Annotated in this window: 24 protein-coding genes; 17 read left to right on the forward strand and 7 right to left on the reverse strand. The window is 54.3% G+C overall.

Going from position 1 to position 26,115, the window contains the following annotated elements:
• Positions 1-11 precede the first annotated feature (11 nt).
• The 4 genes from BZK40_RS13800 to ybbA form a co-directional block, all read right to left on the reverse strand.
• Complete coding sequence (locus BZK40_RS13800; RefSeq protein WP_079934834.1) at positions 12-842, reverse strand: MetQ/NlpA family ABC transporter substrate-binding protein; 831 nt, start codon at positions 840-842, stop codon at positions 12-14.
• A gap of 261 nt (positions 843-1,103) precedes the next feature.
• Positions 1,104-2,237 carry a porin gene (locus BZK40_RS13805; RefSeq protein WP_079934835.1) on the reverse strand — a complete coding sequence of 378 codons (1,134 nt, stop codon included), beginning with the start codon at positions 2,235-2,237 and terminating at the stop codon, positions 1,104-1,106.
• Positions 2,238-2,423: 186 nt separating this feature from the next.
• Positions 2,424-4,838, reverse strand: a complete 2,415-nt coding sequence (ybbP, locus tag BZK40_RS13810) for a putative ABC transporter permease subunit YbbP (RefSeq protein WP_079934836.1) — start codon at positions 4,836-4,838, stop codon at positions 2,424-2,426.
• Positions 4,835-5,521, reverse strand: coding sequence for a putative ABC transporter ATP-binding protein YbbA (gene ybbA / locus BZK40_RS13815; protein ID WP_008783992.1), 687 nt, complete (start codon positions 5,519-5,521; stop codon positions 4,835-4,837). Before ybbA ends, ybbP begins: the two co-directional genes overlap by 4 nt.
• On the opposite strand from ybbA, the gene tesA reads away from it, so the two are divergent.
• Genes tesA through BZK40_RS13830 form a run of 3 tightly spaced genes read left to right on the forward strand, consistent with a single transcriptional unit; the run spans position 5,489 to position 7,827 of the window.
• A complete protein-coding gene (gene tesA / locus BZK40_RS13820) occupies positions 5,489-6,115 on the forward strand; it encodes a multifunctional acyl-CoA thioesterase I/protease I/lysophospholipase L1 (RefSeq protein WP_003021850.1) in 627 nt (208 codons plus the stop codon). The genes ybbA and tesA overlap by 33 nt on opposite strands.
• A gap of 28 nt (positions 6,116-6,143) precedes the next feature.
• On the forward strand, positions 6,144-6,914 hold the full coding sequence (locus BZK40_RS13825; protein WP_003835790.1) for an SDR family oxidoreductase: 771 nt from the start codon (positions 6,144-6,146) through the stop codon (positions 6,912-6,914).
• Positions 6,915-6,972: 58 nt separating this feature from the next.
• Positions 6,973-7,827: a co-chaperone YbbN gene (locus BZK40_RS13830; protein ID WP_032942575.1), complete on the forward strand. Its 855-nt coding sequence runs from the start codon at positions 6,973-6,975 to the stop codon at positions 7,825-7,827.
• A 105-nt stretch (positions 7,828-7,932) separates the two neighbouring features.
• Here BZK40_RS13830 and fetB read toward each other — a convergent pair whose 3' ends face one another.
• Entirely contained in the window at positions 7,933-8,712 is a 780-nt protein-coding gene (gene fetB, locus BZK40_RS13835) for an iron efflux ABC transporter permease subunit FetB (protein WP_008783989.1), read from the reverse strand.
• Positions 8,699-9,376, reverse strand: a complete 678-nt coding sequence (fetA, locus tag BZK40_RS13840) for an iron efflux ABC transporter ATP-binding subunit FetA (protein WP_079934837.1) — start codon at positions 9,374-9,376, stop codon at positions 8,699-8,701. Before fetA ends, fetB begins: the two co-directional genes overlap by 14 nt.
• Before the next feature lie 133 nt (positions 9,377-9,509).
• Between fetA and BZK40_RS13845 the strand changes: the two genes are divergently transcribed.
• Genes BZK40_RS13845 through BZK40_RS13860 form a run of 4 tightly spaced genes read left to right on the forward strand, consistent with a single transcriptional unit; the run spans position 9,510 to position 13,732 of the window.
• Positions 9,510-10,427: an SPFH domain-containing protein gene (locus tag BZK40_RS13845; RefSeq protein WP_003831073.1), complete on the forward strand. Its 918-nt coding sequence runs from the start codon at positions 9,510-9,512 to the stop codon at positions 10,425-10,427.
• The gene (locus tag BZK40_RS13850) at positions 10,424-10,882 is read left to right on the forward strand and encodes an NfeD family protein (RefSeq protein WP_032942572.1); all 459 of its coding nucleotides are present in this window, start codon (positions 10,424-10,426) and stop codon (positions 10,880-10,882) included. The genes BZK40_RS13845 and BZK40_RS13850 overlap by 4 nt, the downstream gene beginning before the upstream one ends.
• Positions 10,883-10,901: 19 nt before the next feature.
• On the forward strand, positions 10,902-13,046 hold the full coding sequence (locus BZK40_RS13855) for a PA5441 family protein (protein ID WP_079934838.1): 2,145 nt from the start codon (positions 10,902-10,904) through the stop codon (positions 13,044-13,046).
• A complete protein-coding gene (locus tag BZK40_RS13860) occupies positions 13,016-13,732 on the forward strand; it encodes a DUF3142 domain-containing protein (RefSeq protein ID WP_079934839.1) in 717 nt (238 codons plus the stop codon). The genes BZK40_RS13855 and BZK40_RS13860 overlap by 31 nt, the downstream gene beginning before the upstream one ends.
• Here the strand turns inward: BZK40_RS13860 and cueR are convergent.
• Positions 13,729-14,139 (reverse strand): Cu(I)-responsive transcriptional regulator, encoded by a 411-nt coding sequence (cueR, locus tag BZK40_RS13865; protein ID WP_008783984.1) that lies wholly within the window; start codon positions 14,137-14,139, stop codon positions 13,729-13,731. The genes BZK40_RS13860 and cueR overlap by 4 nt on opposite strands.
• Before the next feature lie 290 nt (positions 14,140-14,429).
• On the opposite strand from cueR, the gene BZK40_RS13870 reads away from it, so the two are divergent.
• From BZK40_RS13870 to ybaK, 10 genes are all read left to right on the forward strand, one after another.
• Positions 14,430-16,574, forward strand: coding sequence for a TonB-dependent receptor plug domain-containing protein (locus BZK40_RS13870; RefSeq protein WP_071445842.1), 2,145 nt, complete (start codon positions 14,430-14,432; stop codon positions 16,572-16,574).
• A gap of 2 nt (positions 16,575-16,576) precedes the next feature.
• Entirely contained in the window at positions 16,577-17,401 is an 825-nt protein-coding gene (locus tag BZK40_RS13875) for a heme/hemin ABC transporter substrate-binding protein (RefSeq protein WP_032942568.1), read from the forward strand.
• Between the two features lie 18 nt (positions 17,402-17,419).
• The gene (gene hutW, locus BZK40_RS13880; RefSeq protein WP_008783980.1) at positions 17,420-18,757 is read left to right on the forward strand and encodes a heme anaerobic degradation radical SAM methyltransferase ChuW/HutW; all 1,338 of its coding nucleotides are present in this window, start codon (positions 17,420-17,422) and stop codon (positions 18,755-18,757) included.
• A 12-nt stretch (positions 18,758-18,769) separates the two neighbouring features.
• On the forward strand, positions 18,770-19,264 hold the full coding sequence (hutX, locus tag BZK40_RS13885; RefSeq protein WP_032942563.1) for a heme utilization cystosolic carrier protein HutX: 495 nt from the start codon (positions 18,770-18,772) through the stop codon (positions 19,262-19,264).
• Positions 19,264-19,887, forward strand: a complete 624-nt coding sequence (gene chuY / locus BZK40_RS13890; RefSeq protein WP_071445846.1) for an anaerobilin reductase — start codon at positions 19,264-19,266, stop codon at positions 19,885-19,887. The genes hutX and chuY overlap by 1 nt, the downstream gene beginning before the upstream one ends.
• A gap of 51 nt (positions 19,888-19,938) precedes the next feature.
• Positions 19,939-20,931 (forward strand): FecCD family ABC transporter permease, encoded by a 993-nt coding sequence (locus BZK40_RS13895; protein ID WP_048235958.1) that lies wholly within the window; start codon positions 19,939-19,941, stop codon positions 20,929-20,931.
• A complete protein-coding gene (locus BZK40_RS13900) occupies positions 20,928-21,698 on the forward strand; it encodes a heme ABC transporter ATP-binding protein (protein ID WP_048235959.1) in 771 nt (256 codons plus the stop codon). The genes BZK40_RS13895 and BZK40_RS13900 overlap by 4 nt, the downstream gene beginning before the upstream one ends.
• 147 nt (positions 21,699-21,845) lie before the next feature.
• On the forward strand, positions 21,846-24,347 hold the full coding sequence (gene copA / locus BZK40_RS13905) for a copper-exporting P-type ATPase CopA (RefSeq protein ID WP_032942557.1): 2,502 nt from the start codon (positions 21,846-21,848) through the stop codon (positions 24,345-24,347).
• Between the two features lie 153 nt (positions 24,348-24,500).
• Entirely contained in the window at positions 24,501-25,295 is a 795-nt protein-coding gene (locus BZK40_RS13910; protein ID WP_071445848.1) for a TraB/GumN family protein, read from the forward strand.
• Between the two features lie 201 nt (positions 25,296-25,496).
• Positions 25,497-25,976 (forward strand): Cys-tRNA(Pro)/Cys-tRNA(Cys) deacylase YbaK, encoded by a 480-nt coding sequence (gene ybaK, locus BZK40_RS13915; protein WP_003831056.1) that lies wholly within the window; start codon positions 25,497-25,499, stop codon positions 25,974-25,976.
• Positions 25,977-26,115: the final 139 nt, after the last annotated feature.

Below are 26,115 nucleotides of genomic sequence, written 5' to 3' on the forward strand. Positions count from 1 at the left end.
GTGCGCAGCGATTATTGGGCTGACGACATCCATTCCGGTTTCTGGAAGGCGCTGTAGATATTTTGCGGATCGTCGATCACCGCGCGATACGCCGGAGATTTCACCGCCTCAACAATATCTTTCGCGAACGGTTTATCCGCATCTTCACTGCGTACCGCGATGATATTTTTCAGATTTTCGTCCAGGTGTTCCTGCTTGATGGCGCTGGCGAGATCCATTTTTGCCGCCACGGCAAAGTTACCGTTGACCAGCGCACCGGTCACACCGTCCAGCGTACGCGGCAGTTGTGCCGCTTCCAGCGGTTTAAACACCAGCCCTTTCGGATTGCTGGCGATATCGCGCTCGGAGGCTTTAGTTGGATCAATATTGTCTTTGATGGTGATAAGGCCAATAGACTGCAGGAAACGCAGACCGCGAGCCAGGTTGGTGGGATCGTTGGAGAGCGTGATCACATCTCCTTTTTTCAACTCATCCAGGCTTTTGATTTTATGTGAGTAAAACCCCATCCCGGCCGTCGGGACCACAATCAGCTTGCTCAGCTTCAGGCCTTTATCGGCAGTGAATTTGTCAAAATAGAGCGAATGCTGGAACAGGTTAGCATCAATGCTACCGTTGGAGAGCGCCATGTTTGGCTGCACGTAATCGCTGAATTCGCGCACCACTACCTTATAGCCTTTCTCTTTCAGCGTGGGGGCAATGGCCTGTTTCACCATATCGCCGTATGGCCCAGGCGCGACGCCAAACACAATTGTGTGCGGGTCACTGTTCGCATGAGCAAACTGTAATCCACAGGCCAGTAACAGCGCCCCGGTCGCGACGCGTAAACTCTGACGCAATCCCATATTCTCTCCATTTTAACGTTGTGGTGTCATGTCTCACGCCGTTCTTGCGACGTTGTTCTTGTTGGCCCGTTAACAGGCTGATTGTTAACATGACACAGATCACAACCTGCTGTCCTTGAAATTATTTCATGATGTTGCAGAGTATGTTTTTAAATGAAAGAAGGTATGAAAAAGCCGGATGTCGGCACAAGTGCCTTATCCGGCCTACAACAGCTTTCTTAGGCCCGATAAGCGCAAGCGTATCGGGCGGCAGGCGTTCGATTAGAAGTCGTAACGCAGACGAACCAGGTTCATGTCACCCAGATTGTCGGTGCTGGAGGTAAAGACGTGTTCGTAGTCAACACGGAAACCGTAATCCAGCTGGAAGCTGATCCCCACGCCGTTGTCGGTACGCAGATAGTTACGGCCATTCACGTACTCAATACGGTCGCCCATAAAGTACGGCTGAACGGATTTCAGCGCATGTTGCCCCACCGGGAAGGTGTAGCCGGCGAAGTATTCCAGACCCCAGGCGTCACCGGCAAAGTAGTCGTTAACAGAGACTTTTTTGGTGGTCATGAAGTTTTGATACCAACCGCCGCCCATCGAGAAGGTCCAGTTGTCCGGTTTCCAGCTCAGCGCGGTACCGACGATGTTTTGATCGTAGGTTTTGCTGGTGTTGCCACGCATTTCCGCGCGAGTGTAGTTCCACGCCGTACCCCAGGTCAGGTCATCGGTAATGTGATAATCCACACCCAGTGAGCCGCCGCCTTTACGCTTGTAGCGCAGACCGTTGTTCGGATTGTAATCATCACTGAACAGATAAGAGGCGTAGAGATCCACATCACCAACGGTATTCTTATACTTCAGAGATTTGCGCGTACGATAGGAACCATCATAGTCGCCATTGATACCGTTACCTGGCGCCTGACCGATCATGTCGTAGTCCCAGATATCCGTTTTCGCACCGACTACATCATAGTAAATGCTGTTTTGTTGACCGAAGGTCAGCGTACCCCAGGTTGCACTCTTCAGACCGGTGTACAGCATACGACGCGTGGTATCGTTGGCACCGTCAGCGTAGTGGTTATCCCAGTTGAACATCGCCGGGAAGTTAACGCCCAGCTCGTAGTAGCTCACCCAACTGATATCATCAAACAGATAGTAGTCAGCGGCGAAGCGGAAACGTGTACCGCCATCGAAGCCATTACGTTTGTAGCCATTCTTACCATCGTCACCGGCCATATTCTGGAACTGCGGACGAATACTGCCGCCGACGGTGAAGTTAAGACGGCTCAGCGGGTTGCCCGCCTGCGGATCTTGTTTCAGGACCGTGATTTCCGCCTGTGAAGCGAAAGTCGTTAATGCCACTGCTGCGCCGATCGATACCGCCAGCGCTGTTTTTTTTATAGTCATTATTTATACCTTGATAGATAGCCTGCCAATTATTCAGCACACAAATATTAACGTTTATTAATACTCTCGTGTTGTTGGGTTTTTATTGTTCTGTGCTGTTAAATATCAAGGAGTTATCAATTTGTGCTACATAGAAAAAAAGACGCACCGATTTTAAAACCGGTGCGTAATCATCACGAATATGAATTAACTACTGAACTGACGGAACAGCGCTTTACCTTTTAGCAGACGTGAACCGAGCCATCCGCCGCATAAAGAGAGCAGCAATGCTCCACTAAATGGTAATACTACCCACAGTCGCCAGTCTGGCTCCCACGGGAAATCAAACACTTTGGTTTGCAGTACCGCCAACGCTGTTTCCGCACCGATGGCCGCCACCAGTCCGGCAACCATCCCGAGCATGGCGAACTCGCACCACAGCGTGGTACGCAGCAGCTTCTTACCTGCTCCCAGCGTGCGCCAGACCACCAACTCCTGATGACGCTGACGCATCCCGACCTGGACCTGCGCCAATAGCAGCAGCATGCCACAGGCGGTGACCAGTACCACCATCACCTCCAGTGCGCGGCTCACCTGATCCAGCACCTGGCTCACCTGTTTGAGGATGGCGCCAATATCCAGCAGGCTGATGGTCGGGAATTCGCGGTTAAGCTGCGTTAGCATGCCGTTGCCGTTCTCCCAGCGAAAGCTGGTTAACCAGCTTTGCGGCTGAGCATCCAGCGCGCCGGAGGGGAAGATAAAGAAGAAGTTGGGCCGCAGGCTTTCCCAGTCCACTTTGCGCAGACTGCTGACCGTGGCGCTGAAATCCTGGGTATCGCCCATAAAAGTCACCCGATCGCCGAGTTTGACGTTCAGCCGTTTCGCTAACCCCTCTTCCATCGATACTTCGCCCGCTTTTGGCGGCCAACTTCCGGCGGTTATCGGGTTATGATCCGGTCGGGTATCCTGCCAGGTCAGGTTAAGCTCGCGGTTCAGCGCCTCATCCTGATTGCCTTCGGTCGGCTTCTCATTGATCGCCGTCAGACGCGCCCGCACAATCGGATAGAACGATTCCGGGATCACCTGATGTTCGGACAGGAAAGCCTTCAGCGGAACCACCTGCTCGGTGGCAATGTTGATCAGGAAATAGTTCGGGCTTTCCGGTGGCATTTGCTGCTGCCAGCGGTCGAGCAGATCGCCGCGCAGCACCAGTAACAACGCCAGCAGCATAAAGGAAAGCGAAAATGCCGATAGCTGGCTGAGCGTTGACCACGGCTGGCGTAACAGTCGACTGACCGCCAAACGCAGCGGCAGTGAGGAGAGCGTCAGACCACGCAGCACGTTGAGCAGCATCCAGCCGAGCACCCCGCACAACAGCGCCAGTACCACCGCACCAGCCAGTACCGCCCACAGCAGTGGACTTCCGCCCATCAGTCCAGCAAGCAGTGCAATCACGACTATCACGACCACCGGCAAATAAAACTTCAGGGGCCAGACGTTTGCCACCACGTCACGGCGCAGCACCCGCAGCGGCTGCGTTGCCAGCAGCAGGCGGTAAGGGCGTAACCCCACCAATAGCGAAATCACCGTCATGGTGCCTAGTGCCCATAACCACGGCCAGGGGCTGGCAGGCGGTAGTTCTCCAGGCAGAACCGGCTTGAGCAGCAGCACCAGCACGCGCTCGAATAACAGTCCGAATAGTCCGCCGGTCACGCCAGACAGCGCCAGCACCATCAGCCATTGACCAACAATCAGCCTGCGCAGTTGCGCTCTGCCCGCACCGAGCGTTTTCAGAATAGCCACCAGATCGTAACGGCTGCGGCAATAATGGCTCATAGCCACGGCAACCGCGGCGACCGCTAGCAACAGCGTTAACAGCGCCGAAAGCAGCAAGAACTGTTGCGAACGCTCAAGTGATTTCCCCAGCGCCCCTTCATCCTGCTCCAGCCCATACCAGCGCTGTTCAGGCTTTAACTGTGGCAGCAGCCACTTTTCATAGGCTTCCAGTTGCGATGGCGTCCCGCCAAATTTATAGCGCCAGGTCACGCGGCTTCCCGGCTGGACCGCCGCCGTTTTTTCGACATCCGCCATGTTCATCATCAGACGCGGTGCTATCTGGAACGGATTAAAACCAGAGTCCGGCTCCTGCACCACCTCCCCGGCAATACGCAGCGTGGCATCGCCAACGTCGATGGAATCACCGACTTTTAAGTTGAGTAGCGCCATCAGACGTGGGGCCAGCAGCACCGAGCCCGGCTGCGGTTTCAGTCCCGGCGGGTTGGTTTGCAGCGTGCCGTACATCGGATACACATCATCTACCGCTTTGACGTTCGCCAGCTGCGGCGTATCCCGGGCAAAAGTCATGGTAGCAAAGGTCAACTGTTCGCCCACCTTCAGGCCACGCTGTCGCGCCTCGTCAATCCACGCTTTCGGCACGGTACGCGAACTTTGTAGCGACCGATCGCCCGCCATAAACTCACGGCTTTGCTGGCTCAGCCCTTTTTCCATACGATCGCTGATATTGCCCAGCGCCAGCACACAGGCTACCGCCAGGCTCAGCGCCAGCCAGACAATCAGTAGTGAAGGCGAGCGCCATTCGCGCCAGAACCAGCGTGCAATCATGCCTCCTCCTGCAACTGTCCATTCACCAGACGTAAGCGCCTGTCGCAACGCGCCGCCAACTGCGGGTCATGCGTCACCAGAATCAGGGTGGTGCCGTGTTCCCGGTTCAGAGAAAACAACAGGTCGGCTATTTTGTCTCCGGTCTGGCGATCGAGGTTGCCCGTTGGTTCATCGGCAAACAGCACGTCAGGGCGACCGTTAAACGCTCGCGCCAGCGCCACGCGCTGCTGCTCCCCGCCGGAAAGCTGGGCCGGAAGATGATCAAGACGTTTTCCCAGTCCCAGTTGTTCCAACAGCGTTTTTGCCCCGTCACGACTTTTTCCGCTATTTTCGCCGCGCAACAGCGCGGGCAGTTCGACGTTTTCCAGCGCGTTGAGGGTCGGAATTAACATGAATGACTGGAAGACAAAACCCACGTGCCGCGCCCGCAGCTGCGCCCGGGCTTCTTCGTCCATGGTGTGCAGCGCCTGCCCCACCAGGCTGACTTCACCGCTGGTGCCATCGTCAAGCCCGGCGAGAATCGCCAGCAGCGTGGATTTCCCCGATCCCGACTCGCCAATCAACGCAATGGTCTCGGCGCGTTTGACAACCAGTTCAACTCCGGTAAGGATGGATAGCTCATGATCACCCTGACCGACGGATTTCTTAAGATGATGAACTTCAACAATGTTTTCCGCTGGCATTGGCCTTTCCTGTTCCTGGTCCTGTTAACTTTCCGCGCCGCCGCAGCGGACACGTTATTAATTCTGGGTGACAGCCTGAGCGCCGGATACCGAATGTCCGCCAGCGCCGCGTGGCCTGCGCTACTTAATGATAAATGGCAAACCAAAACGCCAGTGGTGAATGCCAGCATTAGCGGCGACACCTCGCAGCAGGGCCTGGCCCGTCTGCCTGCATTACTCAAGCAGCACCAGCCGCGTTGGGTACTGGTCGAACTTGGCGGCAACGATGGCCTGCGCGGCTTTGCGCCTGCGCAAACCGAACAAACCCTGCGCACGATTTTGCAGGACGTGAAAGCGGCAAATGCCGAACCGCTATTAATGCAAATTCGTCTGCCGGCAAACTACGGTCGCCGTTATAATGAAACCTTTAGCGCGATTTATCCAAAGCTCGCCAAAGAGTTTGATATCCCTCTGCTGCCCTTTTTTATGGAAGAGGTTTATCTGAAACCCCAGTGGATGCAGGATGATGGTATTCATCCTAACCGTGACGCCCAGCCGTTTATCGCCGACTGGATGGCGCAACATCTCACACCTCTAGTAAATCACGACTCGTAATTCAACGGAGATCCTGACAGGTAAAGTTATGCAAAAATCGGTCTTAATAACAGGATGTTCCAGCGGAATCGGCCTGGAAAGTGCGCTTGAGCTAAAGCGCCAGGGTTTTCAAATTCTGGCAGGCTGTCGCAAACCTGACGATGTCGCGCGTATGAACAGCATGGGATTCACTGGCGTGTTGCTGGATCTGGATTCACCCGAAAGCGTGGATCGTGCCGCCGATGAAGTGATCGCCCTGACCGATAATCGTTTATATGGGATCTTTAACAACGCCGGATACGGTGTCTATGGTCCCCTGCCCACCATCAGCCGTGAACAGATGGAACAGCAGTTTTCCGCCAACTTCTTTGGCGCACATCAGCTTACCATGCGCCTGTTACCTGCCATGTTACCCCACGGCGAAGGGCGCATTGTGATGACCTCATCGGTGATGGGATTGATCTCAACGCCGGGACGCGGCGCCTATGCCGCCAGCAAATATGCACTGGAAGCCTGGTCCGACGCACTGCGTATGGAACTGCGCCACAGCGGGATTAAGGTCAGCCTGATTGAACCCGGCCCCATCCGTACCCGCTTTACCGAAAACGTCAACCAGACCCAGAGCGATGCTCCCGTTGAAAATCCCGGCATTGCCGCGCGTTTTACGCTGGGACCAGAAGCGGTTGTCGCCAAAGTGCGTCATGCGTTTGAGAGCGATAAACCAAAGCTACGTTATCCGGTTACGCTGGTGACCTGGGCAGTGATGCTGCTTAAACGCCTGTTGCCAGGCCGCATAATGGACAAAATTTTACAGGGTTGAGTTGAAGCTCGCGCGTCAGCCCCCATGTAACAAGAAATCGACAAAAGAGAGTAACTCCATGTCCACACAGAATATTGTTAACATTAACGAATCGAACCTACAGCAGACCCTCGAACAGTCGATGACCACGCCGGTCCTGTTCTATTTTTGGTCTGAGCGCAGCCAGCATTGTCTGCAATTAACGCCGGTACTGGAGAACCTTGCCGCCCAGTATAACGGTCAGTTTATTCTCGCTAAGCTGGACTGCGACGCCGAGCAGATGATCGCCTCCCAGTTTGGTCTGCGCGCGATCCCTACGGTTTATCTGTTCCAGAACGGCCAGCCGGTAGATGGATTCCAGGGTCCGCAACCGGAAGAGGTTATTCGCGCGCTGCTGGAGAAAGTGCTGCCGAGCGAAGAAGAGCTGAAAGCACGCCAGGCTATCGAATTCATCGAAGCCGGTAATCACGCGGATGCGCTGCCGCTGCTGAAAGAAGCCTGGCAGATCTCCAACCAGAGCAGCGAAATCGGTCTGCTGCTGGCGGAAACGCAAATCGCCCTGAACCGTTCTGACGAAGCCGAAGCGGTGCTGAAAACCATTCCGTTGCAGGATCAGGACACCCGCTATCAAGGGCTTATCGCACAGATCGAACTGCTGAAGCAGGCCGCTGATACACCGGAAATCCAACAGTTGCAGCAGCAGGTCGCCAGCAATCCACAGGATGCGGCGCTGGCAACGCAGTTGGCTATTCAATTGCACCAGGTCGGACGTAACGAGGAATCGCTGGAATTACTGTTCAGCCACCTGAAGAAAGATCTTACGGCTGCCGACGGTCAGGCACGTAAGACTTTCCAGGAGATCCTTGCCGCACTGGGTACCGGTGATGCGCTGGCTTCGAAATACCGCCGCCAGCTGTACGCGCTGCTGTACTAATTGGTTCATCATGCCCGATGGCGCTACGCTTATCGGGCTTACAAACACAACCAACACCTCATTCCCGTCGGCCGGATATGGCGGTAGCCGCCATACGGCATCACATCACGGTTTCTTTAATGGCGTTACCACTAATTGGTGACGTGAGTTATAGAATTTTCGATAGGTTAAGTAGCAGGCGATAATGGTCGACAGGCTGGCGGTCGAAAGCAGCATAAACGTCACCATAATCTGATACTTAATTGCTTTTACCGGGTCAATACCTGCAAAGATCAGTCCTGACATCATTCCCGGTAAACTCACCAGTCCTACGGTCTTCGCTGAATCAATCGTCGGGATCAGCGAGGCGCGAATGCTGTCGCGAATAAGCGGTGCAGAAGCCACCTTCGGCGTTGCGCCGAGGCTGAGTTTTTCCTGAATTTGCTGCTGCTCGCTGTTAAACCGCTGCCCCAAATTGTTGTAACACAGCCCCACCGCCACCATCGCATTGCCTGCAATCATGCCGGAGATCGGGATGACCTGCATCGGCGTGAACTCGATAGAGCCTGAAAGAACCAGCACCGAAAGCGTTAGCCCCGCTCCCACCGTAATAGCAATAAACGACGAGAGAAAAGCTTTATCAATATATTTACTGCGTTTTTGCGCGTTATAGGCCGCGTTAAAGCAGATAAACAGCACCATCAATAAGGTCAGAATGCTATGGTTGACGCCGAAAATATATTTCAGCACGTAGCCCACGATAATAAGCTGAACCACTGCCCGGCAAACGCTCCAGAGAATATCTTTTTCCAGCGCCAGCTTTTCTTTGTTGCTGATCAGTATCGCGACCACCACCAGCATCATCGCTAACGCCAGGGATTCATTGGTAATATTATGCTCGTTCATTGCTGACTTCCTGCATTTCTCCGGCGTGCGGTTGAAGAGTGATGACATTATCCGCGTGATTAATCTCATCTTTATCGTGCGTCACCCACAGCACGGCAATATTCTTGTCGCGGACATAGTGGTGAATTAATTCGTTCACGTTACGTTTGTTGGACTCATCCAGTGCGCTGGTGATTTCATCAAGCAGCAGGATTTTCGGCAGAAACTGCAAATTACGAATTAACGAGACGCGCTGCTTTTCGCCACCAGATAGCTCATTGATATTTTTTTTGAGGATCGTCTCGGGTAACTGAAAACGGGCCAGGTCTTCCAGAAACACATCCGGTTCCGGGCGTTTATCGCGGATTTGCCAGGGAAAAATGAGGTTGTCGTAGACGGTATCACCGAACAAAGCGGGCGTTTGCGCGCAATAAGAGACCTGCTGGCGATAAGCTTCAGGCTTAAGCGTTGATATCTCCTTACCCTCAAAAAGGATTTCACCGGAACTCGGGCTAATTAACGACGCGACTATCTTGAGTAACGTACTTTTACCGCAGCCGGACTGGCCGGTAATCAGCTTAAATTCTCCGGCGCGGAGATCAAAACAGATGTTATTAAGAACCTGCGTCGCCCCTGCCTGCCATGCGACATTTTTTAACTGAAGCAGAATGCTGCTTTCTTCCATTACCAATCCCTTTTTACATCTTTCGTGCAGATAGTCTATCCCTGTAATTTATTATAGGGGAGCCCACCTTGATAAATCGGGTATAATTTGACTAATGAGGCAGTAAAGGACAGCACAACAGGAGGTTTCATCAATGCTCATTTTTATTCCTATTCTTATTTTTGTCGCGCTGGTGATCGTCGGCGCAGGCGTCAAAATCGTCCCGCAGGGATATCAGTGGACGGTAGAGCGTTTTGGCCGTTACACCAAAACCCTGCAACCGGGTTTAAGCCTTGTTGTACCGTTCATGGACCGCATTGGTCGTAAGATCAATATGATGGAACAGGTGCTTGATATCCCCTCTCAGGAAGTCATCTCCAAAGATAACGCCAACGTCTCGATTGATGCTGTGTGCTTTATTCAGGTGATCGACGCGCCGAAAGCCGCGTATGAAGTCAGCAACCTGGAACTGGCGATCATCAACCTGACCATGACCAACATTCGTACTGTTCTCGGCTCGATGGAGCTCGATGAAATGCTCTCCCAGCGTGACAACATCAACACGCGCCTGCTGCATATTGTTGATGAGGCCACCAATCCCTGGGGCATCAAAATCACCCGTATTGAGATTCGTGACGTGCGTCCACCGGCGGAACTGATTGACGCCATGAACGCGCAGATGAAAGCCGAACGTACCAAGCGCGCCTACATTCTGGAAGCCGAAGGGATCCGCCAGGCGGAAATCGTCAAGGCCGAAGGTGAGAAGCAGTCGAAAATCCTCATCGCGGAAGGTGAACGTCAGTCCGCATTTTTACAGGCTGAAGCGCGTGAACGTTCCGCAGAAGCAGAAGCCCGCGCAACACAGATGGTGTCTGAAGCCATTGCCGCCGGGGATATTCAGGCCGTGAACTACTTCGTGGCACAGAAATACACTGAAGCGCTGCAGCATATCGGCTCGTCGAATAACAGCAAAGTGGTGATGATGCCGCTGGATGCCAGCAGCCTGATGGGCTCCATTGCCGGGATCGCCGAACTGGTTAAGGACAGCGCCAGCGAGCGGAAAAAATCATGATAGCGATGATTCTGGTGCACCCGCATATTTTCTGGCTCAGCCTCGGTGGTCTGTTACTGGCCGCCGAGATGCTGGGCGGTAACGGTTATCTGCTGTGGAGCGGCGTGGCAGCGGTGATTACCGGTCTGGTCGTCTGGCTCGTTCCGCTAGACTGGGCGTGGCAGGGGGCGATGTTCGCCGCCCTCACCCTGCTGGCGGCCTGGCTGTGGTGGAAGTGGCTGGCAAGACGCGTTCAGGAGCAGCAGCCGGCCGACAGCCATCTTAATCAACGTGGACAACAGTTAGTTGGCCGTCGATTTACTCTGGAAACTAACCTGGTCAATGGTCGCGGACATATGCGCGTCGGCGACAGTTCCTGGCCCGTTAGCGCCCGTGACGATTTGAGCGCCGGAACGCAGGTTGAAGTCATTGCCGTTGAGGGAATCACCCTGATTATAAAAGCGGTATCACACTAAAGAGACAGGAAATAAGACTATGGTCAGGAAGACATCCCTTGCCTTTGCCCTTTGCACATTGCTGACCGCCGCCCCGCAGGCATTCGCTTCGTTCGATATGGAAGACTGCAAATGGAGCGACGACAGCTGCCTGCTGAAGGGAACGCCGACCTTTAACCCTGAAAACGACAGCCGCGACAACCTGCTGCGGCTGCTGAGCCAGGAAAAATCATTTGTTCTGCCCGTGCAGTCGATGCCCGCAGACATCACTCGCTCCCGAGATTTCTATTTTGCCTATCACCCGCAATGGGATGAGGCTGCCCCGCAAACAGCGGCAGCTCAGGCATCCGCCGCGGACAGTCCTCTCTCCCGACAGATGGCCGAGCTGAACATTAGCGCCGACGAAATAAACATCAATGACGCTGAGCTAGAGAACCGTCATGTTTCGAATAACGCCGAGAGCGTTAGCGCCTTTTTTGCCGCGCTGTTGGCCGATTCCACATTAACAGCGGAACAGCGTCAGGCTTTAGCCCAGGCGCGTACGGGACTGCTTTCTGGGGCAACCCGCGAGCAAATTGAGTCTTCTCTTGCCACCTTCCCGGCAGATTCTCAAGCTCTGCCCTATAAAAACTATCTGGCAGCAGCCGCCAGTTTCTATGCCGGTGATTATGCCAGTGCCGAACGGGATTTCACTCAACTTGCTACAAGCGATCGTCCGTGGTTAGCAGAGACCGCGCAATACATGCTGATGCGCACGGCGTTGAACAAGAGCAGTCAGAACAGCGTGGGCGAGTACGGCGATTTTGATATTGCGAAAATTAATCGCGAGGATGCCACTCAGGCTCAAGAGTTGGCGCAGGCCTATCTGCAGAGTTTTCCCCAAGGACTCTACGCTGACTCTTCACGAGGCATGTTGCGTCGCATCAACTGGTATTTACAGTCATGGCCGCAGCTGGCCGGGTTGTATGAACAGACGCTGAAGCAGTCGGCTGACGCACGGCAACTGCGCGAAAATGTCATCGAATACGATAATGTCTATGGCATGGCGTTCTACGACCAGTCCGTCGTTGAGGCCTTCCCCGACGCGCCGCGAGTCAGCTATATCGAACTACTACGCGCGCTGCGCCTGGATAACAATAACAAACCCACGCTGACGCAGGCAAAGCTCGACGCCAGCAAACCGATGTTTGAACAGAGCCAAAAACTGCCGCTATGGCGCGACCTGCAACTGAATCTGTGGCTGGCAACGGGCAACTACGCGGCAATTATTCAGGCAGTTACGCCAGCGCAGAAACTTGCCGCTAACGATACCCTCGCCTTCAGCGAACAGGTGCTGTACGGCGAAGCGTTGATGGGCCAGAAGAAATGGGCCGAGGCGCGCGATTTTTGGCAGCAGTTGTTAAAACTCAGCCAGGATAACGAACAGCAGCAATATGTGCAGGCTAAGCTTGCCGCCACGCTGGTATATAGCGGCGACGTGGCGGCAGTTTTCGCACCGAATAGCGCGGTGACCAACCTGCGCTTTCGCTCGCAGGTGCTGAAAACGCAGGCCACGCCAGAACTGCTGCGCCAGCAGGCCGTTAATGGCCCGAATAACGAAGAGCGTACCATTGCGCTGCATACGCTGCTGGTGCGGGATCTTACAGAGAATCGTTTTGGCGACTGGCTTACTGACAGAAAACTGGCTAGCGCGATTACATCACCGGTCATTGGCGAAGCGTTTGATGACGTTAACCTGAGCATACTCGACTGGAATGGCGACACGGCGCAGGCGGGTTATACGTGCCGCAGCCTCAATGAAACGGTAACGGTATTGAGCAAAAAAGCGGATGATGCTCACGCGCTGAACTGCCTTGGCGAATTCTTCCGCACCACGCAAACACATGTTGATCTGTGGAAAAACAGCGCTGGCAACGATGTGCTTGAATCAGCTATCTCGCGCAAGAAACCTTTCGGCCAGTTCGACAGGCAAAGCTACTATCAGCAGGTAATTACCTCGCCCACCGCGGAAGTCGAAGATAAGAGCTTCGCGCTGTATCGCGCCATCATGTGCTATGCGCCATCAGGCGCTAACGAATGCGGCGGTGAAGACGTGGATAAACTGCAGCGTAAGGGCTGGTTCACCCAACTGAAAACGCAGTATCCGGGAAGCCCGTGGGCGCAAAAACTCAAATATTACTGGTAACCGCACTGCTTCTCGGCCAGGCACAGGCAGCGGATATCGTCGCCGCCCGTGAACATTCAGCCTTCTGGCTGTGGTCTGGGGTGAAAGCCAGTGACGAGCTGAAAGACGCGCAAACGGTTTATCTGCACCAGGGCGAGGTACTGGTTCGTTCCGGTAACGTGGTGTTCCAGCGCCTCGGACTGCCGGTCAGTCGTCTGTCTTTTCCCTCAATCTGGCTGACCGTACGCTTTACAACCCTCGACGTACCGGAAGAGATCCCGGCGCGTATCATACGGTTGATGCAGCGCTGGCAGACCGCCGGGAATAACGTCGTCGGCCTGCAGGTTGATTTTGACGCAGCGACCCATCAACTGACCGACTACGCCCGCTTTCTGCAGCAACTGCGCCAACAGCTCCCGGCCGAGTTTGCGCTAGGGGTAACCGGACTACTGGATTGGGCAAAAACGGGCGACGTCGCTACGCTGAACGCGTTGGCGGTCGATGAACTGGTGGTGCAAAGCTATCAGGGGCGTCGCACGGTGACGAATTATCAGGCGTATCTACCCGCGCTGAGCCGCCTGCGCATTCCATTTAAGCTGGGACTGGTGCAAAACGGTAGCCGAGATCCACTGGCTGAAGCGCAGCTTGAGAAATCTCCGTGGTACCGCGGTACGGTGGTGTTTATGCTTAATCCTTCTCGCCGTTAAGCCTTCGCTTTGTGATGGCAGCAGCCGGAGAGATTATCCATAATCGGACATTCAGCGCTGTCATCACCCGGGCAACTGTCCGCCAGCGCCAGTAAATGCAAGCGCATGGCCTGCAGCTCACTGATATGCCGCTCAATATCCGCCACCTTTTCCAGGGTGCGCTTTTTCACATCCGCGCTGTGACGCGCCGGATCGTTAAACAGGTTTACCAGCTCGCCGCACTCTTCCAGATTAAATCCAACCTGCCGCGCCTGACGCAGCAACGTCAGTTCATTCAGATGCTGTTGGTTGTAAGTGCGATAGCCATTGTCACTACGCAGCGGCGGCGTCACCAGTCCTTTCTCTTCATAAAAGCGAATGGCTTTGCTGGTTAAACCGGTTTTTTTCGCAACATCGCTAATATTCACATTTCCCCCGCGGTGCTTGTTGGTGCTGAGCCACATTATAGCCCAGATTGCCGTAATCATTTACCCGAGAAATCTGCACATTATAAGCCAACAAAGAGATGAATAAATCCTTTCTATTCACATTGTTATACCCGATACAGATCACATTTCAGTATTTATTGACCGTACAAAATTGACTCAAATCAAAAGATATATTGGTTATGCATCTTTCATATTGAACAAAGGGAAACATTTTTATATACAAATGCGAATGATAATGATGATCATTTACATTTAATAAAGGTTCTCTTATGTTGCCACGGATTAACCAAAGGCCATTTATTCTTTCAGCCCTGACATTATGCATGTCCGGCGCTGCTTCTGCAGCTACCTCTACAACACACGCTTCAGCGCCCGACGATGATACGGTGATCGTCACGGCTAACCGCTCTGAAAGTAGTCTCTGGGATAGCCCGGCAACTATTCAGGTTATCGATCGCCAGACGCTGCAAAACTCCACCAGCGTTTCTATTGCTGATGATTTACAAGATATTCCTGGCGTCGAAGTCACCGATAACGCCCTCGCTGGCCGGAAACAAATTCGTATCCGTGGCGAAGCCTCTTCGCGGGTGCTGATTTTGATCGACGGCCAGGTTGTCAGCTACCAGCGCGCCGGGCAAAACTACGGGGCCGGTTTGCTGATTGACGAATCCGCGCTGGAACGGATTGAAGTAGTAAAAGGCCCCTACTCTGTCCTTTACGGTTCGCAGGCGATTGGCGGTGTCGTAAACTTTATTACGAAAAAAGGCGGCGATAAGCCTCTCGGCGGCAGCGTTAAGGCCGTTTATAACTCCGCAACGGCAGGATGGGAAGAATCAGCAGCAGCCTGGGGCAGCATCGGAAACTTTGACTACCGCATCAATGGCAGCTATTCCGACCAGGGGGACCGCGATACGCCTGACGGGAGATTGCCCGACACCAATTTCCGTAATAACGGCCAGGGCGTGTGGCTTGGCTACAATTTCGATCGCCATAAAATCGGACTCTCCCTCGATCGTTACAAACTGTCTACTCAAACCTGGTTTGACGATCCAGAGGGCCAGTTCGACGACTTTAGCGTCAAAATACCTAAGCTGGAACGCGAGAAAATCGGTCTTTTCTACGACTACGCGGCTGGCGGGGATTACCTGAAGAAAATCCATGTTGACGCATACACCCAGACAATAGAGCGCAAATTTGAAAACCGGGTCAAAACGACTCAGGTAATCCCCAGCCCGGCGATTAAAGCGCTGACGATAAACAATCAAACCAATACCAACGACAAACAGTATACCCAGGGGGTAACGCTGCAGGGCAATTTCTCCCTTCCCGCGAACAACGAGCTGGTGATTGGCACTCAATATCAGCATGACAAAATCAAACAGGACACAGACGGCAGTACGCGCCAGACCGCAGCTACCGGCTTCTTCGATACGCAAACCCGCACCCTGTCATACAACGAAGCGGAGCAAAGCAACACCTCATTGTTCGCGCAAAACGACTGGCGCTTTGCCGATGACTGGACCTGGACCGTAGGCGCACGCCAGTACTGGCTGTCTTCGAAGCTCAATCGCAACGATACGCAAACCCTGCAAAGCAGCGGCAGCACCTGGCATTCCACCGGGGGAAATTCAGTACACGATGATGAACTGGTGACCTCAACCAGCCTACGCTATTCCGGTTTTAAAGATCTTGAACTCCGGGCAGCATATGCCCAGGGCTATGTTTTCCCCACGCTGACTCAGCTGTTTATGCAGACGTCCGCAGGCGGAAGCGTGACCTACGGCAACCCAAACCTGAAGGCGGAACACTCGAATAACTATGAGCTGGGCGCACGGTATAAAGGGAATATGTGGCTGATTGACGGCGCCATTTATTACTCCGAAGCCAAAGACTATATCGCCAGCCTGGCCTGTTCAGGCCAACCCGTTTGCAGCGGTAATACCACCTCTTCACGGGGCGGCTATTACTACTACGAAAACATCGATCGGGCCAAAACCTGGGGCATGGAACTCACCGCAGAATACAACGGCTGGGCGGTTTCACCTTACCTGAGCGGTAATCTCATTCGCCGTCAGTACGAAGGCAATACCCTAAAAACCTGGGATACCGGCGAACCCACGCTGACCGGGCGTGTCGGCCTGAAACATACCTGGTTGATGAATGTCGCTAACGTGACGTCCGATGCCTTTATCCGCGCGGCGTCCAGCGCTAAAGATAATACCGGCACCACGGAAATCAACTACCCAGGCTGGGCCACACTTAACCTCGCATTCAACACCGAGTTCGGTCCGCAGGACCAGTATCAGGTCAACCTCGCGCTCAACAACCTGACCGATAAGCGTTACAGAACCGCACATGAATCTATTCCAGATGCTGGTTTCAATGCCGCCGTTGGCTTTGCGTGGAATTTCTGACGATGAAAAAGCTCATGATTGGCTTACTGAGCCTCGCCTGCGTTTTCAGTGCCCAGTCCGCCGACCGCCTGGTGGTGGCGGGCGGCTCGCTTAGTGAACTGGTATACGCCATGGGCGTCGGCAACCGGGTGGTTGGCGTTGATGAAACCACCTCGTATCCGCCCGAAACTGCCGCACTCCCGCATATCGGCTACTGGAAGCAGTTAAGCAGCGAGGGCATTTTGTCGCTCCATCCGGACAGCTTTATCACCTGGCAGGATGCAGGTCCCCAAATCGTGTTGGATCAGTTGCGGGCGCAAAAGGTTAACGTCGTGACGTTGCCGCGCGTACCGGCCACCGTCGAACAGATGTACGCCAACATTCGAGAACTGGCTACAACACTGCACATTCCTGACCAAGGTGAGGCGCTAGTCAATCGCCTGCAGCAACGTCTGGAGCGTATTAAGCACAGCGTGGCGGCGAAAAACGCGCCGGTCAAAGCCATGTTCATTCTCTCTGCTGGCGGCAGCGCACCTCAGATCGCCGGAAAAGGCAGCGTTGCCGATGCCATTATGACCCTCGCAGGCGCACAAAATGTCGCCACCCATGCGCAGTATAAAAGCTACAGCGCGGAGTCACTGATCGCCGCCAACCCGGAGGTGATCGTGGTGACGTCGCAAATGGTCGATGGCGGTCTGGCTCGCCTGAGCGCGATTGCCGGTATTACCCACACTGCGGCCTGGAAAAACCAGCGCATTGTGGCGGTAGACCAGGCGCTGATTCTGGGAATGGGACCACGCGTCGCCGATGCGGTTGAAGCCCTGCACCAGCAATTCTGGCCTCACTAACTGGATTTATTAAGAAGAATGAAAACTGAACATTCGCTGGATCTCACCGCGCATTTTGCGCTCGAGGGAAGTCAGCCATTTAAGGATCGCCGCGCCACGATGCCCTGGCGTGGGGCGATCCCGGTTGCCAAAGAGCTATTGTCACAGACCTGGCAGGAGGTCATCAACCAGCCAACCCCACCGCGTAAACGGCTGGTGTACTTGCATATTCCTTTTTGTGCAACACATTGTACTTTCTGCGGTTTTTATCAAAACCGATTTGAAGAAGACAACTGCGCCCTCTACACCAACGCGCTGTTGCGCGAAATAGAGATGGAAGCTGATAGCGCATTACATCAGTCAGCCCCCATTCACGCCGTCTATTTTGGCGGCGGTACGCCTTCTGCGCTGTCTGCACAGGACCTGGCCAGAATCATTACCGCGCTGCGTGACAAGCTACCGTTGGCGCCGGACTGCGAAATCACCATTGAGGGACGGGTGCTCAATTTTGACGATGCGCGAATTGATGCCTGCCTTGACGCTGGCGCCAATAGATTTTCAATCGGTATTCAGTCTTTTAACAGCCGAATCCGCAAGAAAATGGCGCGTACTTCGGACGGCCCGACCGCGACGGCCTTTATGCAGGGACTGGTAAAACGAGATCGTGCCGCCGTGGTATGCGATCTGCTGTTTGGTCTGCCAGGACAAGACGCAAAACTGTGGGGCGAGGATCTGGCGATTGCCCGCGACATCGGCCTCGACGGCGTAGATCTTTATGCGCTGAATCTGATCCCTAATACACCGCTTGGCAAAGCGGTTGAAACCGGGCGCACAACCGTTCCCTCTCCCGCCGAACGCCGCGATCTCTATCTTCAGGGCTGCGATTTCATGGACAGCGCGGGCTGGCGCTGCATCAGCAACAGCCACTGGGCGCGTACCACACGGGAACGCAATCTGTACAACCTGCTGATTAAACAGGGTGCAGACTGTCTGGCATTCGGCTCTGGCGCAGGAGGGTCAGTCAATGGCTATTCCTGGATGGTCGAGCGCAACCTGAATACATGGCATGAATCTATCGCCGCCGGAAAAAAACCGCTAATGATGATGATGCGCACCGCCGAGCGTGGTTTCCAGTGGCGACACACTCTCCAGGCTGGTATTGAGACGGCCCGCATTCCGCTGGATGAGCTGACGCCTCATGCACAAAAACTGGCCCCGCTACTGACCCAATGGCATCACGCAGGACTGACGCGAGATGCCAGCACCTGTGTACGCCTGACCAATGAAGGGCGTTTTTGGGCGAGCAATATTTTGCAGTCTCTTGATGAACTGATTCAGGAACTTAACGCGCCGCGCATTGCGGTAGAGCAACCATAAAAGGAGTGAATAATGAGCCATGTCTCTTTACAGGATTTTTTGAAAACTGAGCCGGACGGTACGCTGGAAGCTATCGCAGCCCAGTACAACACTACATTGCTGGAGGTGGTGAAAAACCTCCCTTCCCCAACGCTGGTTTCCGGCAGTCAATTTGATACCGTCTGGGAAACCGTCTGCGAATGGGGCAAAGTCACCACCCTGGTCCATACTGCTGATGTCATTCTGGAATTCACCGGTGAATTACCTTCCGGATTCCACCGCCACGGTTACTTCAACCTGCGCGGCAAAAAAGGCATGACCGGTCATATCAAGGCAGAAAACTGCACGCATATTGCCCTGATTGAACGCAAATTTATGGGAATGGACACTGCGTCCATTCTCTTCTTCAACCAGGCGGGTAGCGCTATGTTCAAAATTTTCCTCGGTCGCGATGAGCATCGACAGCTGCTGGCCGAACAGGTCAGCGCCTTTCACACGTTGTCTTCATCTTTAAAGGAACATGCCTGATGGCTCCATGGCTTATTTTTGGTGCAGGTGGAAGCGGCGTCGGCGCGAAAACGCTGGAGCTCGCACTGGCGGAGCATCGTCCGGTGATTGCTGTCGTTCGCAATCCCCAGGTTGCTGCCGGGCTGCAGGAAAAAGGTGTGCAGGTCTTTATTGGCGACGCCTGCGACAGCCAGGTCACCGCCTGCGCCTGTCGCGCAGCGGGTCAGCATGCCACGGTGATCTCCTCCATGGGCGGTGCCCAGGATTATCTGGCGCACAGAACCGTCATTGATGAAGCAGAAAAAGCTGAGATCAAACGCATGATTCTGGTTACCTCTCTGGGCTGTGGCGACAGTTGGCCCTTTTTGTCCCCACGCGCCAGGGCCGCATTTGGCCAGGCCGTACGGGAAAAATCGTTGGCTGAAAGCTGGCTACAAACCAGTCTACTGGACTACGCCATTCTCCGCCCCGGCGGTTTGCTGAATGGTGAAACCACAGGTCTGGCGCAACGCATACAGGCCGAGGAGTGTCATGGCTTTGTGATGCGCGCGGATGTTGCCAGGCACATTCACGAACTGGCCACGGCGCCGACACTCAATAACCAGATTTACAGTTTAGTTGAGCCGGGACTGAAACCCGCGTAAACCCCTCGCGGCGCGGAAACTTCGCGCCGCAAAGACGTTATGGAGCGTTGCGTGCTTAAGGACTCGCTTTCTTCCGTCAGCATTCTGACGGGCCTTTCTCTCTTGCTGGTCGCTCTGATGCTGTTCGGTGCCAGCCAGGGGGCGTTGAACATTAGCTTCAGCGCCCTGTTCAACGACGAATACCGAGATATCTGGTTGAACATCCGCCTGCCCCGCGTACTGCTGGCCGTTTTGGTCGGTGCTGCGCTGGCTACGGCAGGGGTCATTATGCAGGGACTTTTTCGCAATCCAATGGCCGATCCCGGCCTGCTTGGCGTCAGCAGCGGCTCCGCGCTGATGGTCGGCATCGCGATAGTTATCCCATTTTCCTTCCCCGTAGTGCTGGTGTTGTATGAGCAGATGATTTTTGCCGTCGCGGGCAGCATGGTGGTCTGCACGATTATTTTCCTGATAAGTCAGCGTCATAACCACGGCGGAATGATGCAACTACTGTTAGCAGGTATCGCTATCAATGCTCTGTGCGGTTCGGCTATTGGTGTGCTGAGCTATGTGGGCGACGAACAGCAGCTACGTCAACTTACGCTGTGGATGATGGGGAATCTCGGCCAGGCCCAGTGGCCAACGCTGCTGGTTGCCAGCACGTTTGTTCTTCCAGCCATTGCAGTCACCGTCTGTATGGCGGGAACGCTTAATTTGCTGCAGTTGGGTGATGAAGAGGCGCATTACCTCGGCGTAAACGTCAAACGTAAGCGCCAGCAGTTACTGTTGCTCAGCTCGCTACTGGTTGGCGCTGCCGTTTCCGTCAGCGGCGTGATTGGCTTTATTGGCCTGGTGATCCCGCATCTGATCAGAATGACTACCGGCGCCGATCATCGCTGGTTGATTCCTTGCTCTACGTTGGCCGGTGCCTGTTTACTTCTGATTGCCGACACGCTGGCCCGCACACTTGTTCAGCCTGCCGAAATGCCCGTTGGTCTGTTAACCAGCCTGATCGGTGGACCGTATTTCCTGTGGTTAATACTGCGTAGCCGGAGGATGTCATGATCGTCGCTGAAAATCTGGTCTACCACATTCAGGGCAGACGACTGACCGATGACGTTTCCGTGACGCTACCTGATGGAGAAATCATCGCGATTCTTGGCCCGAATGGGGCCGGAAAATCGACGCTGCTTCGCCAGCTTACGGGCTATCTGCAGCCCCACAGCGGGCGTTGTAGCTTGTTTGGCAAGCCGCTGAACGAGTGGTCAATCACCGAGCTGGCAAAAACCCGTGCCGTGATGCGCCAGAACAGTCATATGGCCTTCCCGTTTAGCGTGCAGGAGGTCATCCGCATGGGCAGGCATCCGTATCGTACGCGCAACACGGGCGATGAAACGGAGCACATCATGACGTTGTGTGACTGCCAGGCGCTGGCCGCGCGCGATTACCGGCACCTGTCGGGAGGAGAACAACAGCGGGTACAGTTGGCGCGTCTGCTGGTTCAACTTTGGGAGCCCGAACCCAGGCCAAAATGGTTGTTTCTCGATGAACCCACCTCCGCCCTGGATATTCACCACCAACAGCATCTTTTTCGTCTGCTGCGTCGTCTGGTAGGTGAACGACAGTTCAGCGTCTGCTGCGTCCTGCACGATCTCAACCTTGCGGCGCGCTATGCTGACCGCGTTGTATTAATGGAACGCGGCAGGATAGTTGATAACGGTCGTCCGCAGGATGTTCTGCAGCAATCGTCACTAAATGCACTGTACGGCGCCGATCTCACGGTGATGAATGAACCGCAGCATCGAACGCCGCTTATCGTTCTCAATCAATAACAGACCGGGAACGTGCTGACCTGACGTTCCCGTTTTTCTTCCTTTACGCCCTTTTTGCACCTTTTCTAAAAACTCCCTTGACCTTCCCCTAGATGGAAGGTTTAACCTTTATCACAGTCAGTTAATCCTGCAATAAAGGAGTTGGTTATGTCTCAAACAATCGATCTAACCCTGGACGGCTTGTCCTGTGGTCACTGCGTAAAACGCGTTAAAGAAAGTCTGGAGCAACGCCCGGACGTTGAGCAAGCGGATGTCACTGTGACTGAAGCGCACATCACCGGGAGCGCTAGTGCTGAAGCGCTGATTGAAACCATCAAACAAGCCGGTTACGGCGCGGAGTTAAGCCACCCAAAGGCTAAACCGCTGACGGAGTCATCAATCCCGTCGGAAGCACTGGCAGCGGTCCCTTCCGAGCTTCCGGCAGCTACGGCTGATGATGACAGCCAACAGTTGCTGTTAAACGGCATGAGCTGCGCCAGCTGTGTTATCCGCGTACAAGATGCTCTGCAAAGCGTACCGGGTGTCACGCAGGCACGGGTAAACCTGGCGGAACGTACTGCGCTGGTAATGGGCAGTGCGTCCGCCGACCAGTTAGTGAAAGCGGTGGAAAAAGCGGGCTACGGCGCAGAAGCCATTGAAGATGATGTTAAGCGCCGCGAGCGTCAGCAAGAAACCGCCGTAGCAACCATGAAACGTTTTCGCTGGCAGGCGGCCGTCGCGCTGCTGTTGGGTATCCCTGTCATGGTATGGGGAATGATTGGCGAAAACATGATGGTCACTGCCGACAACCGCAGCCTGTGGCTGACGATTGGTCTGGCAACGCTTGCCGTGATGGTTTTCGCGGGCGGTCATTTTTACCGCAACGCGTGGAAAAGCCTGATGAACGGCACCGCGACTATGGATACGCTGGTGGCGCTGGGTACGGGGGTGGCATGGCTTTATTCCATGAGCGTCAACCTCTGGCCGCAATGGTTCCCGATGGAAGCGCGACACCTCTATTATGAAGCCAGTGCGATGATTATCGGTCTGATTAACCTCGGGCACATGCTGGAAGCGCGGGCTCGCCAGCGTTCGTCCAAAGCACTGGAAAAATTACTCGATCTGACGCCGCCGACCGCGCGTGTTGTTACTGACGAAGGTGAAAAGAACGTGCCGCTGGCAGACGTTCAGGCGGGAATGTTGCTGCGCCTGACCACCGGTGACCGCGTTCCGGTAGATGGCGAAATCACTCAGGGCGAAGCCTGGCTGGATGAAGCCATGCTGACCGGAGAGCCTATTCCGCAACAAAAAGGCGAAGGCGATAGCGTCCACGCCGGTACGGTCGTACAGGACGGCAGCGTGCTATTCCGCGCCAGTGCCGTTGGCAGCCACACCACGCTTTCACGCATTATTCGTATGGTGCGCCAGGCGCAAAGCAGTAAACCGGAGATTGGCAAACTAGCCGACCGTATCTCCTCAGTGTTCGTTCCGGTCGTCGTCGTCATTGCGCTGGTGAGTGCGGCAATCTGGTATTTCTTCGGGCCGGCACCACAAATTGTTTATACGCTGGTGATTGCCACTACCGTACTGATTATTGCCTGCCCTTGTGCGCTGGGCCTGGCAACACCAATGTCGATTATTTCTGGTGTGGGCCGTGCCGCTGAGTTTGGGGTTCTGGTACGTGATGCCGATGCGCTGCAGCGTGCCAGTACGCTCGACACCGTCGTATTTGATAAAACCGGGACATTGACTGAAGGTAAACCGCAGGTTGTCGCCATCAAAACGTTTGGCAACACCGATGAAGCACTGGCAATTCGTCTGGCAGCAGCCCTTGAACAGGGATCCAGCCACCCGCTGGCCAGAGCGATACTGGACAAAGCCGGTGATGTTACGCTGCCACAGGTCAATGGTTTCCGTACGCTGCGCGGTTTAGGCGTAAGCGGTGAAACGGAAGGTCATACGCTGCTGCTGGGCAACCAGGCGCTGCTCAATGAGCAACAGGTAGATACCACTGAAATGGAAGCTGAAATCACCGCTCAGGCATCCCAGGGTTCAACCCCGGTCCTGTTGGCGATTGATGGTAAAGCGGCTGCTCTGTTAGCGGTGCGTGATCCGCTGCGTAGCGACAGCGTGGCAGCACTTCAGCGCCTGCACCGCAACGGATATCGTCTGGTGATGCTTACCGGTGACAACCCGACCACGGCTAACGCTATTGCCAAAGAAGCCGGTATTGATGAGGTGATTGCCGGTGTTCTGCCGGACGGTAAAGCCGAGGCGATTAAACGTCTGCAAAGCCAGGGGCGTCAGGTTGCCATGGTGGGTGACGGTATCAACGATGCACCTGCGCTGGCTCAGGCCGATGTAGGGATTGCCATGGGTGGCGGCAGCGATGTAGCGATTGAAACCGCCGCGATTACGCTGATGCGCCATAGCCTGATGGGTGTTGCGGATGCACTGTCTATCTCCCGGGCAACGTTGCGTAATATGAAGCAGAACCTGGTCGGCGCGTTTATTTATAACAGCATCGGTATTCCCGTTGCCGCGGGGATCCTGTGGCCGTTCACCGGAACACTGCTGAATCCGGTCGTTGCCGGGGCGGCGATGGCGCTCTCCTCCATTACTGTGGTGAGCAACGCTAACCGACTGCTGCGCTTCAAACCGAAAGAGTAACCCTCTGCCGCATGGCGCTCACGCTTATCCGGCCTACAAAGTGCAGGTAACATTGTAGGCTGGATAAGACGATTTCGCGTCGCCATCCGGCAATTCGCGCATTGCACCTTCCCGGACCTCGCGCTAGCATGAAAGTCTACTTAGGGAGGTCGTATGGATCTGTTATACCGGGTAAAAACATTTTTCACCGCGCTACGCGGCAACCACTATACCTGGCCTGCCATCGACATTTCATTGCCCGGCAACCGCCATTTTCATCTGATTGGCAGTATTCACATGGGCAGTCGCGATATGGCACCTCTGCCTGCCAAATTACTCAAAAAACTCAACCATGCCGACGCGCTGATTGTCGAAGCGGATGTTTCCGGTGACGACGCGCCGTTTGCTAACCTTCCTACATTTGCCGCACTCGAAGAACGTATCAGCCCGGAGCAGTTAGAAAACCTGCATAAAGTCACCAACGAACTGGGCATTTCCCCATTGCTGTTATCTACTCAGCCGTTGTGGCAAATCGCCATGGTATTACAGGCGACACAGGCACAGCAGTTGGGTCTACGGGCAGAATACGGGATTGATTACCAATTGCTGAAAGCGGCAAAACAAGCGCATAAACCCGTTATCGAGTTGGAAGGCGCATCCAGTCAAATCGAGCTGTTATGTCAGTTGCCTGATAACGGACTGGCTCTGTTGGACGATACTCTGACGCACTGGCATACCAATGCCAGATTGTTGCAACAGATGATGGGCTGGTGGCTTAAAACACCGCCACGCAATAGCGAACTGGCGCTTCCCAATACCTTTAGCCAGTCGTTGTATGACGTATTGATGCATCAACGCAACACAGCCTGGCGCGATCGGCTCAGGGCGATGCCTGCTGGTCATTACGTCGTGGCCGTTGGCGCGCTACATCTGTACGGAGAGGGAAATTTGCCGGAGATGTTACGGTAAAAAAAATGGCCAATATTTCTATTGGCCCGTCAAAGAGGAATTTCATCATTATTATGATCCCAATGCTTAAAGCATCGGTGTAGTTCGATTGTCGCTCAAAGTCATCATCCTGCCAATACTATTGCGCAAGATGGTACTATTTTTTAGACAGACATCAGGCGTATGCTTGAGTCGTATTTTGTCTGGTCCAGGAAAATTGCTATGACACCCGCCGTTAAATTACTCGAAAAAAACAAAATTTCTTTCCAGATCCACACCTACGATCACGATCCGTCCGAGACGAACTTTGGTGATGAAGTGGTACGCAAGTTAGGTCTGAATGCGGACCAGGTCTACAAAACGCTGCTGGTTGCCGTGAATGGCGATATGAAGCATCTGGCAGTTGCGGTCACGCCTGTAGCCGGTCAACTGGATCTCAAAAAGGTCGCTAAGGCTCTGGGGGCTAAAAAGGTCGATATGGCCGATCCAATGGTTGCGCAACGAACCACCGGTTATCTGGTGGGGGGGATCAGCCCATTAGGACAGAAAAAGAGATTGCCAACGCTCATTGATGCCCCTGCCCAGACGTTTGACACCATTTATGTTTCCGGCGGCAAACGCGGGCTGGATATCGAACTGGCAGCGGGCGACCTGGCGAAAATTCTGGATGCGAAATTCGCCGACATCGCACGCCGCGATTAAGCGGTTATAGAATGATTGCCTGATGGCGCGCAGCTTTAAGGCCTACAAACCGAATACTCAACAGGGCGTTATTGGTGAAGGCAGTTTGGACTCGGCCAGCGCGCAGGAACCGGAGCGTACATGTAGTACGTGAGGATTC

This window comes from Citrobacter portucalensis (assembly GCF_002042885.1).
GTDB classification, from domain to species: Bacteria; Pseudomonadota; Gammaproteobacteria; order Enterobacterales; family Enterobacteriaceae; genus Citrobacter; species Citrobacter portucalensis.

Excerpts from the sequence above, each read along its gene's own strand:
- BZK40_RS13845 (WP_003831073.1), top strand. The coding sequence starts at position 9,510 with ATGCTCATTTTTATTCCTATTCTTATTTTTGTCGCGCTGGTGATCGTC.
- tesA (WP_003021850.1), top strand. The coding sequence starts at position 5,489 with ATGATGAACTTCAACAATGTTTTCCGCTGGCATTGGCCTTTCCTGTTC.
- ybaK (WP_003831056.1), top strand. The coding sequence starts at position 25,497 with ATGACACCCGCCGTTAAATTACTCGAAAAAAACAAAATTTCTTTCCAG.
- BZK40_RS13875 (WP_032942568.1), top strand. The coding sequence starts at position 16,577 with ATGAAAAAGCTCATGATTGGCTTACTGAGCCTCGCCTGCGTTTTCAGT.
- BZK40_RS13830 (WP_032942575.1), top strand. The coding sequence starts at position 6,973 with ATGTCCACACAGAATATTGTTAACATTAACGAATCGAACCTACAGCAG.
- hutW (WP_008783980.1), top strand. The coding sequence starts at position 17,420 with ATGAAAACTGAACATTCGCTGGATCTCACCGCGCATTTTGCGCTCGAG.
- fetA (WP_079934837.1), bottom strand. The coding sequence starts at position 9,376 with ATGGAAGAAAGCAGCATTCTGCTTCAGTTAAAAAATGTCGCATGGCAG.
- hutX (WP_032942563.1), top strand. The coding sequence starts at position 18,770 with ATGAGCCATGTCTCTTTACAGGATTTTTTGAAAACTGAGCCGGACGGT.
- chuY (WP_071445846.1), top strand. The coding sequence starts at position 19,264 with ATGGCTCCATGGCTTATTTTTGGTGCAGGTGGAAGCGGCGTCGGCGCG.
- BZK40_RS13850 (WP_032942572.1), top strand. The coding sequence starts at position 10,424 with ATGATAGCGATGATTCTGGTGCACCCGCATATTTTCTGGCTCAGCCTC.
- BZK40_RS13855 (WP_079934838.1), top strand. The coding sequence starts at position 10,902 with ATGGTCAGGAAGACATCCCTTGCCTTTGCCCTTTGCACATTGCTGACC.
- BZK40_RS13900 (WP_048235959.1), top strand. The coding sequence starts at position 20,928 with ATGATCGTCGCTGAAAATCTGGTCTACCACATTCAGGGCAGACGACTG.
- BZK40_RS13870 (WP_071445842.1), top strand. The coding sequence starts at position 14,430 with ATGTTGCCACGGATTAACCAAAGGCCATTTATTCTTTCAGCCCTGACA.
- BZK40_RS13910 (WP_071445848.1), top strand. The coding sequence starts at position 24,501 with ATGGATCTGTTATACCGGGTAAAAACATTTTTCACCGCGCTACGCGGC.
- copA (WP_032942557.1), top strand. The coding sequence starts at position 21,846 with ATGTCTCAAACAATCGATCTAACCCTGGACGGCTTGTCCTGTGGTCAC.
- ybbA (WP_008783992.1), bottom strand. The coding sequence starts at position 5,521 with ATGCCAGCGGAAAACATTGTTGAAGTTCATCATCTTAAGAAATCCGTC.
- ybbP (WP_079934836.1), bottom strand. The coding sequence starts at position 4,838 with ATGATTGCACGCTGGTTCTGGCGCGAATGGCGCTCGCCTTCACTACTG.
- BZK40_RS13800 (WP_079934834.1), bottom strand. The coding sequence starts at position 842 with ATGGGATTGCGTCAGAGTTTACGCGTCGCGACCGGGGCGCTGTTACTG.
- BZK40_RS13825 (WP_003835790.1), top strand. The coding sequence starts at position 6,144 with ATGCAAAAATCGGTCTTAATAACAGGATGTTCCAGCGGAATCGGCCTG.
- BZK40_RS13805 (WP_079934835.1), bottom strand. The coding sequence starts at position 2,237 with ATGACTATAAAAAAAACAGCGCTGGCGGTATCGATCGGCGCAGCAGTG.
- fetB (WP_008783989.1), bottom strand. The coding sequence starts at position 8,712 with ATGAACGAGCATAATATTACCAATGAATCCCTGGCGTTAGCGATGATG.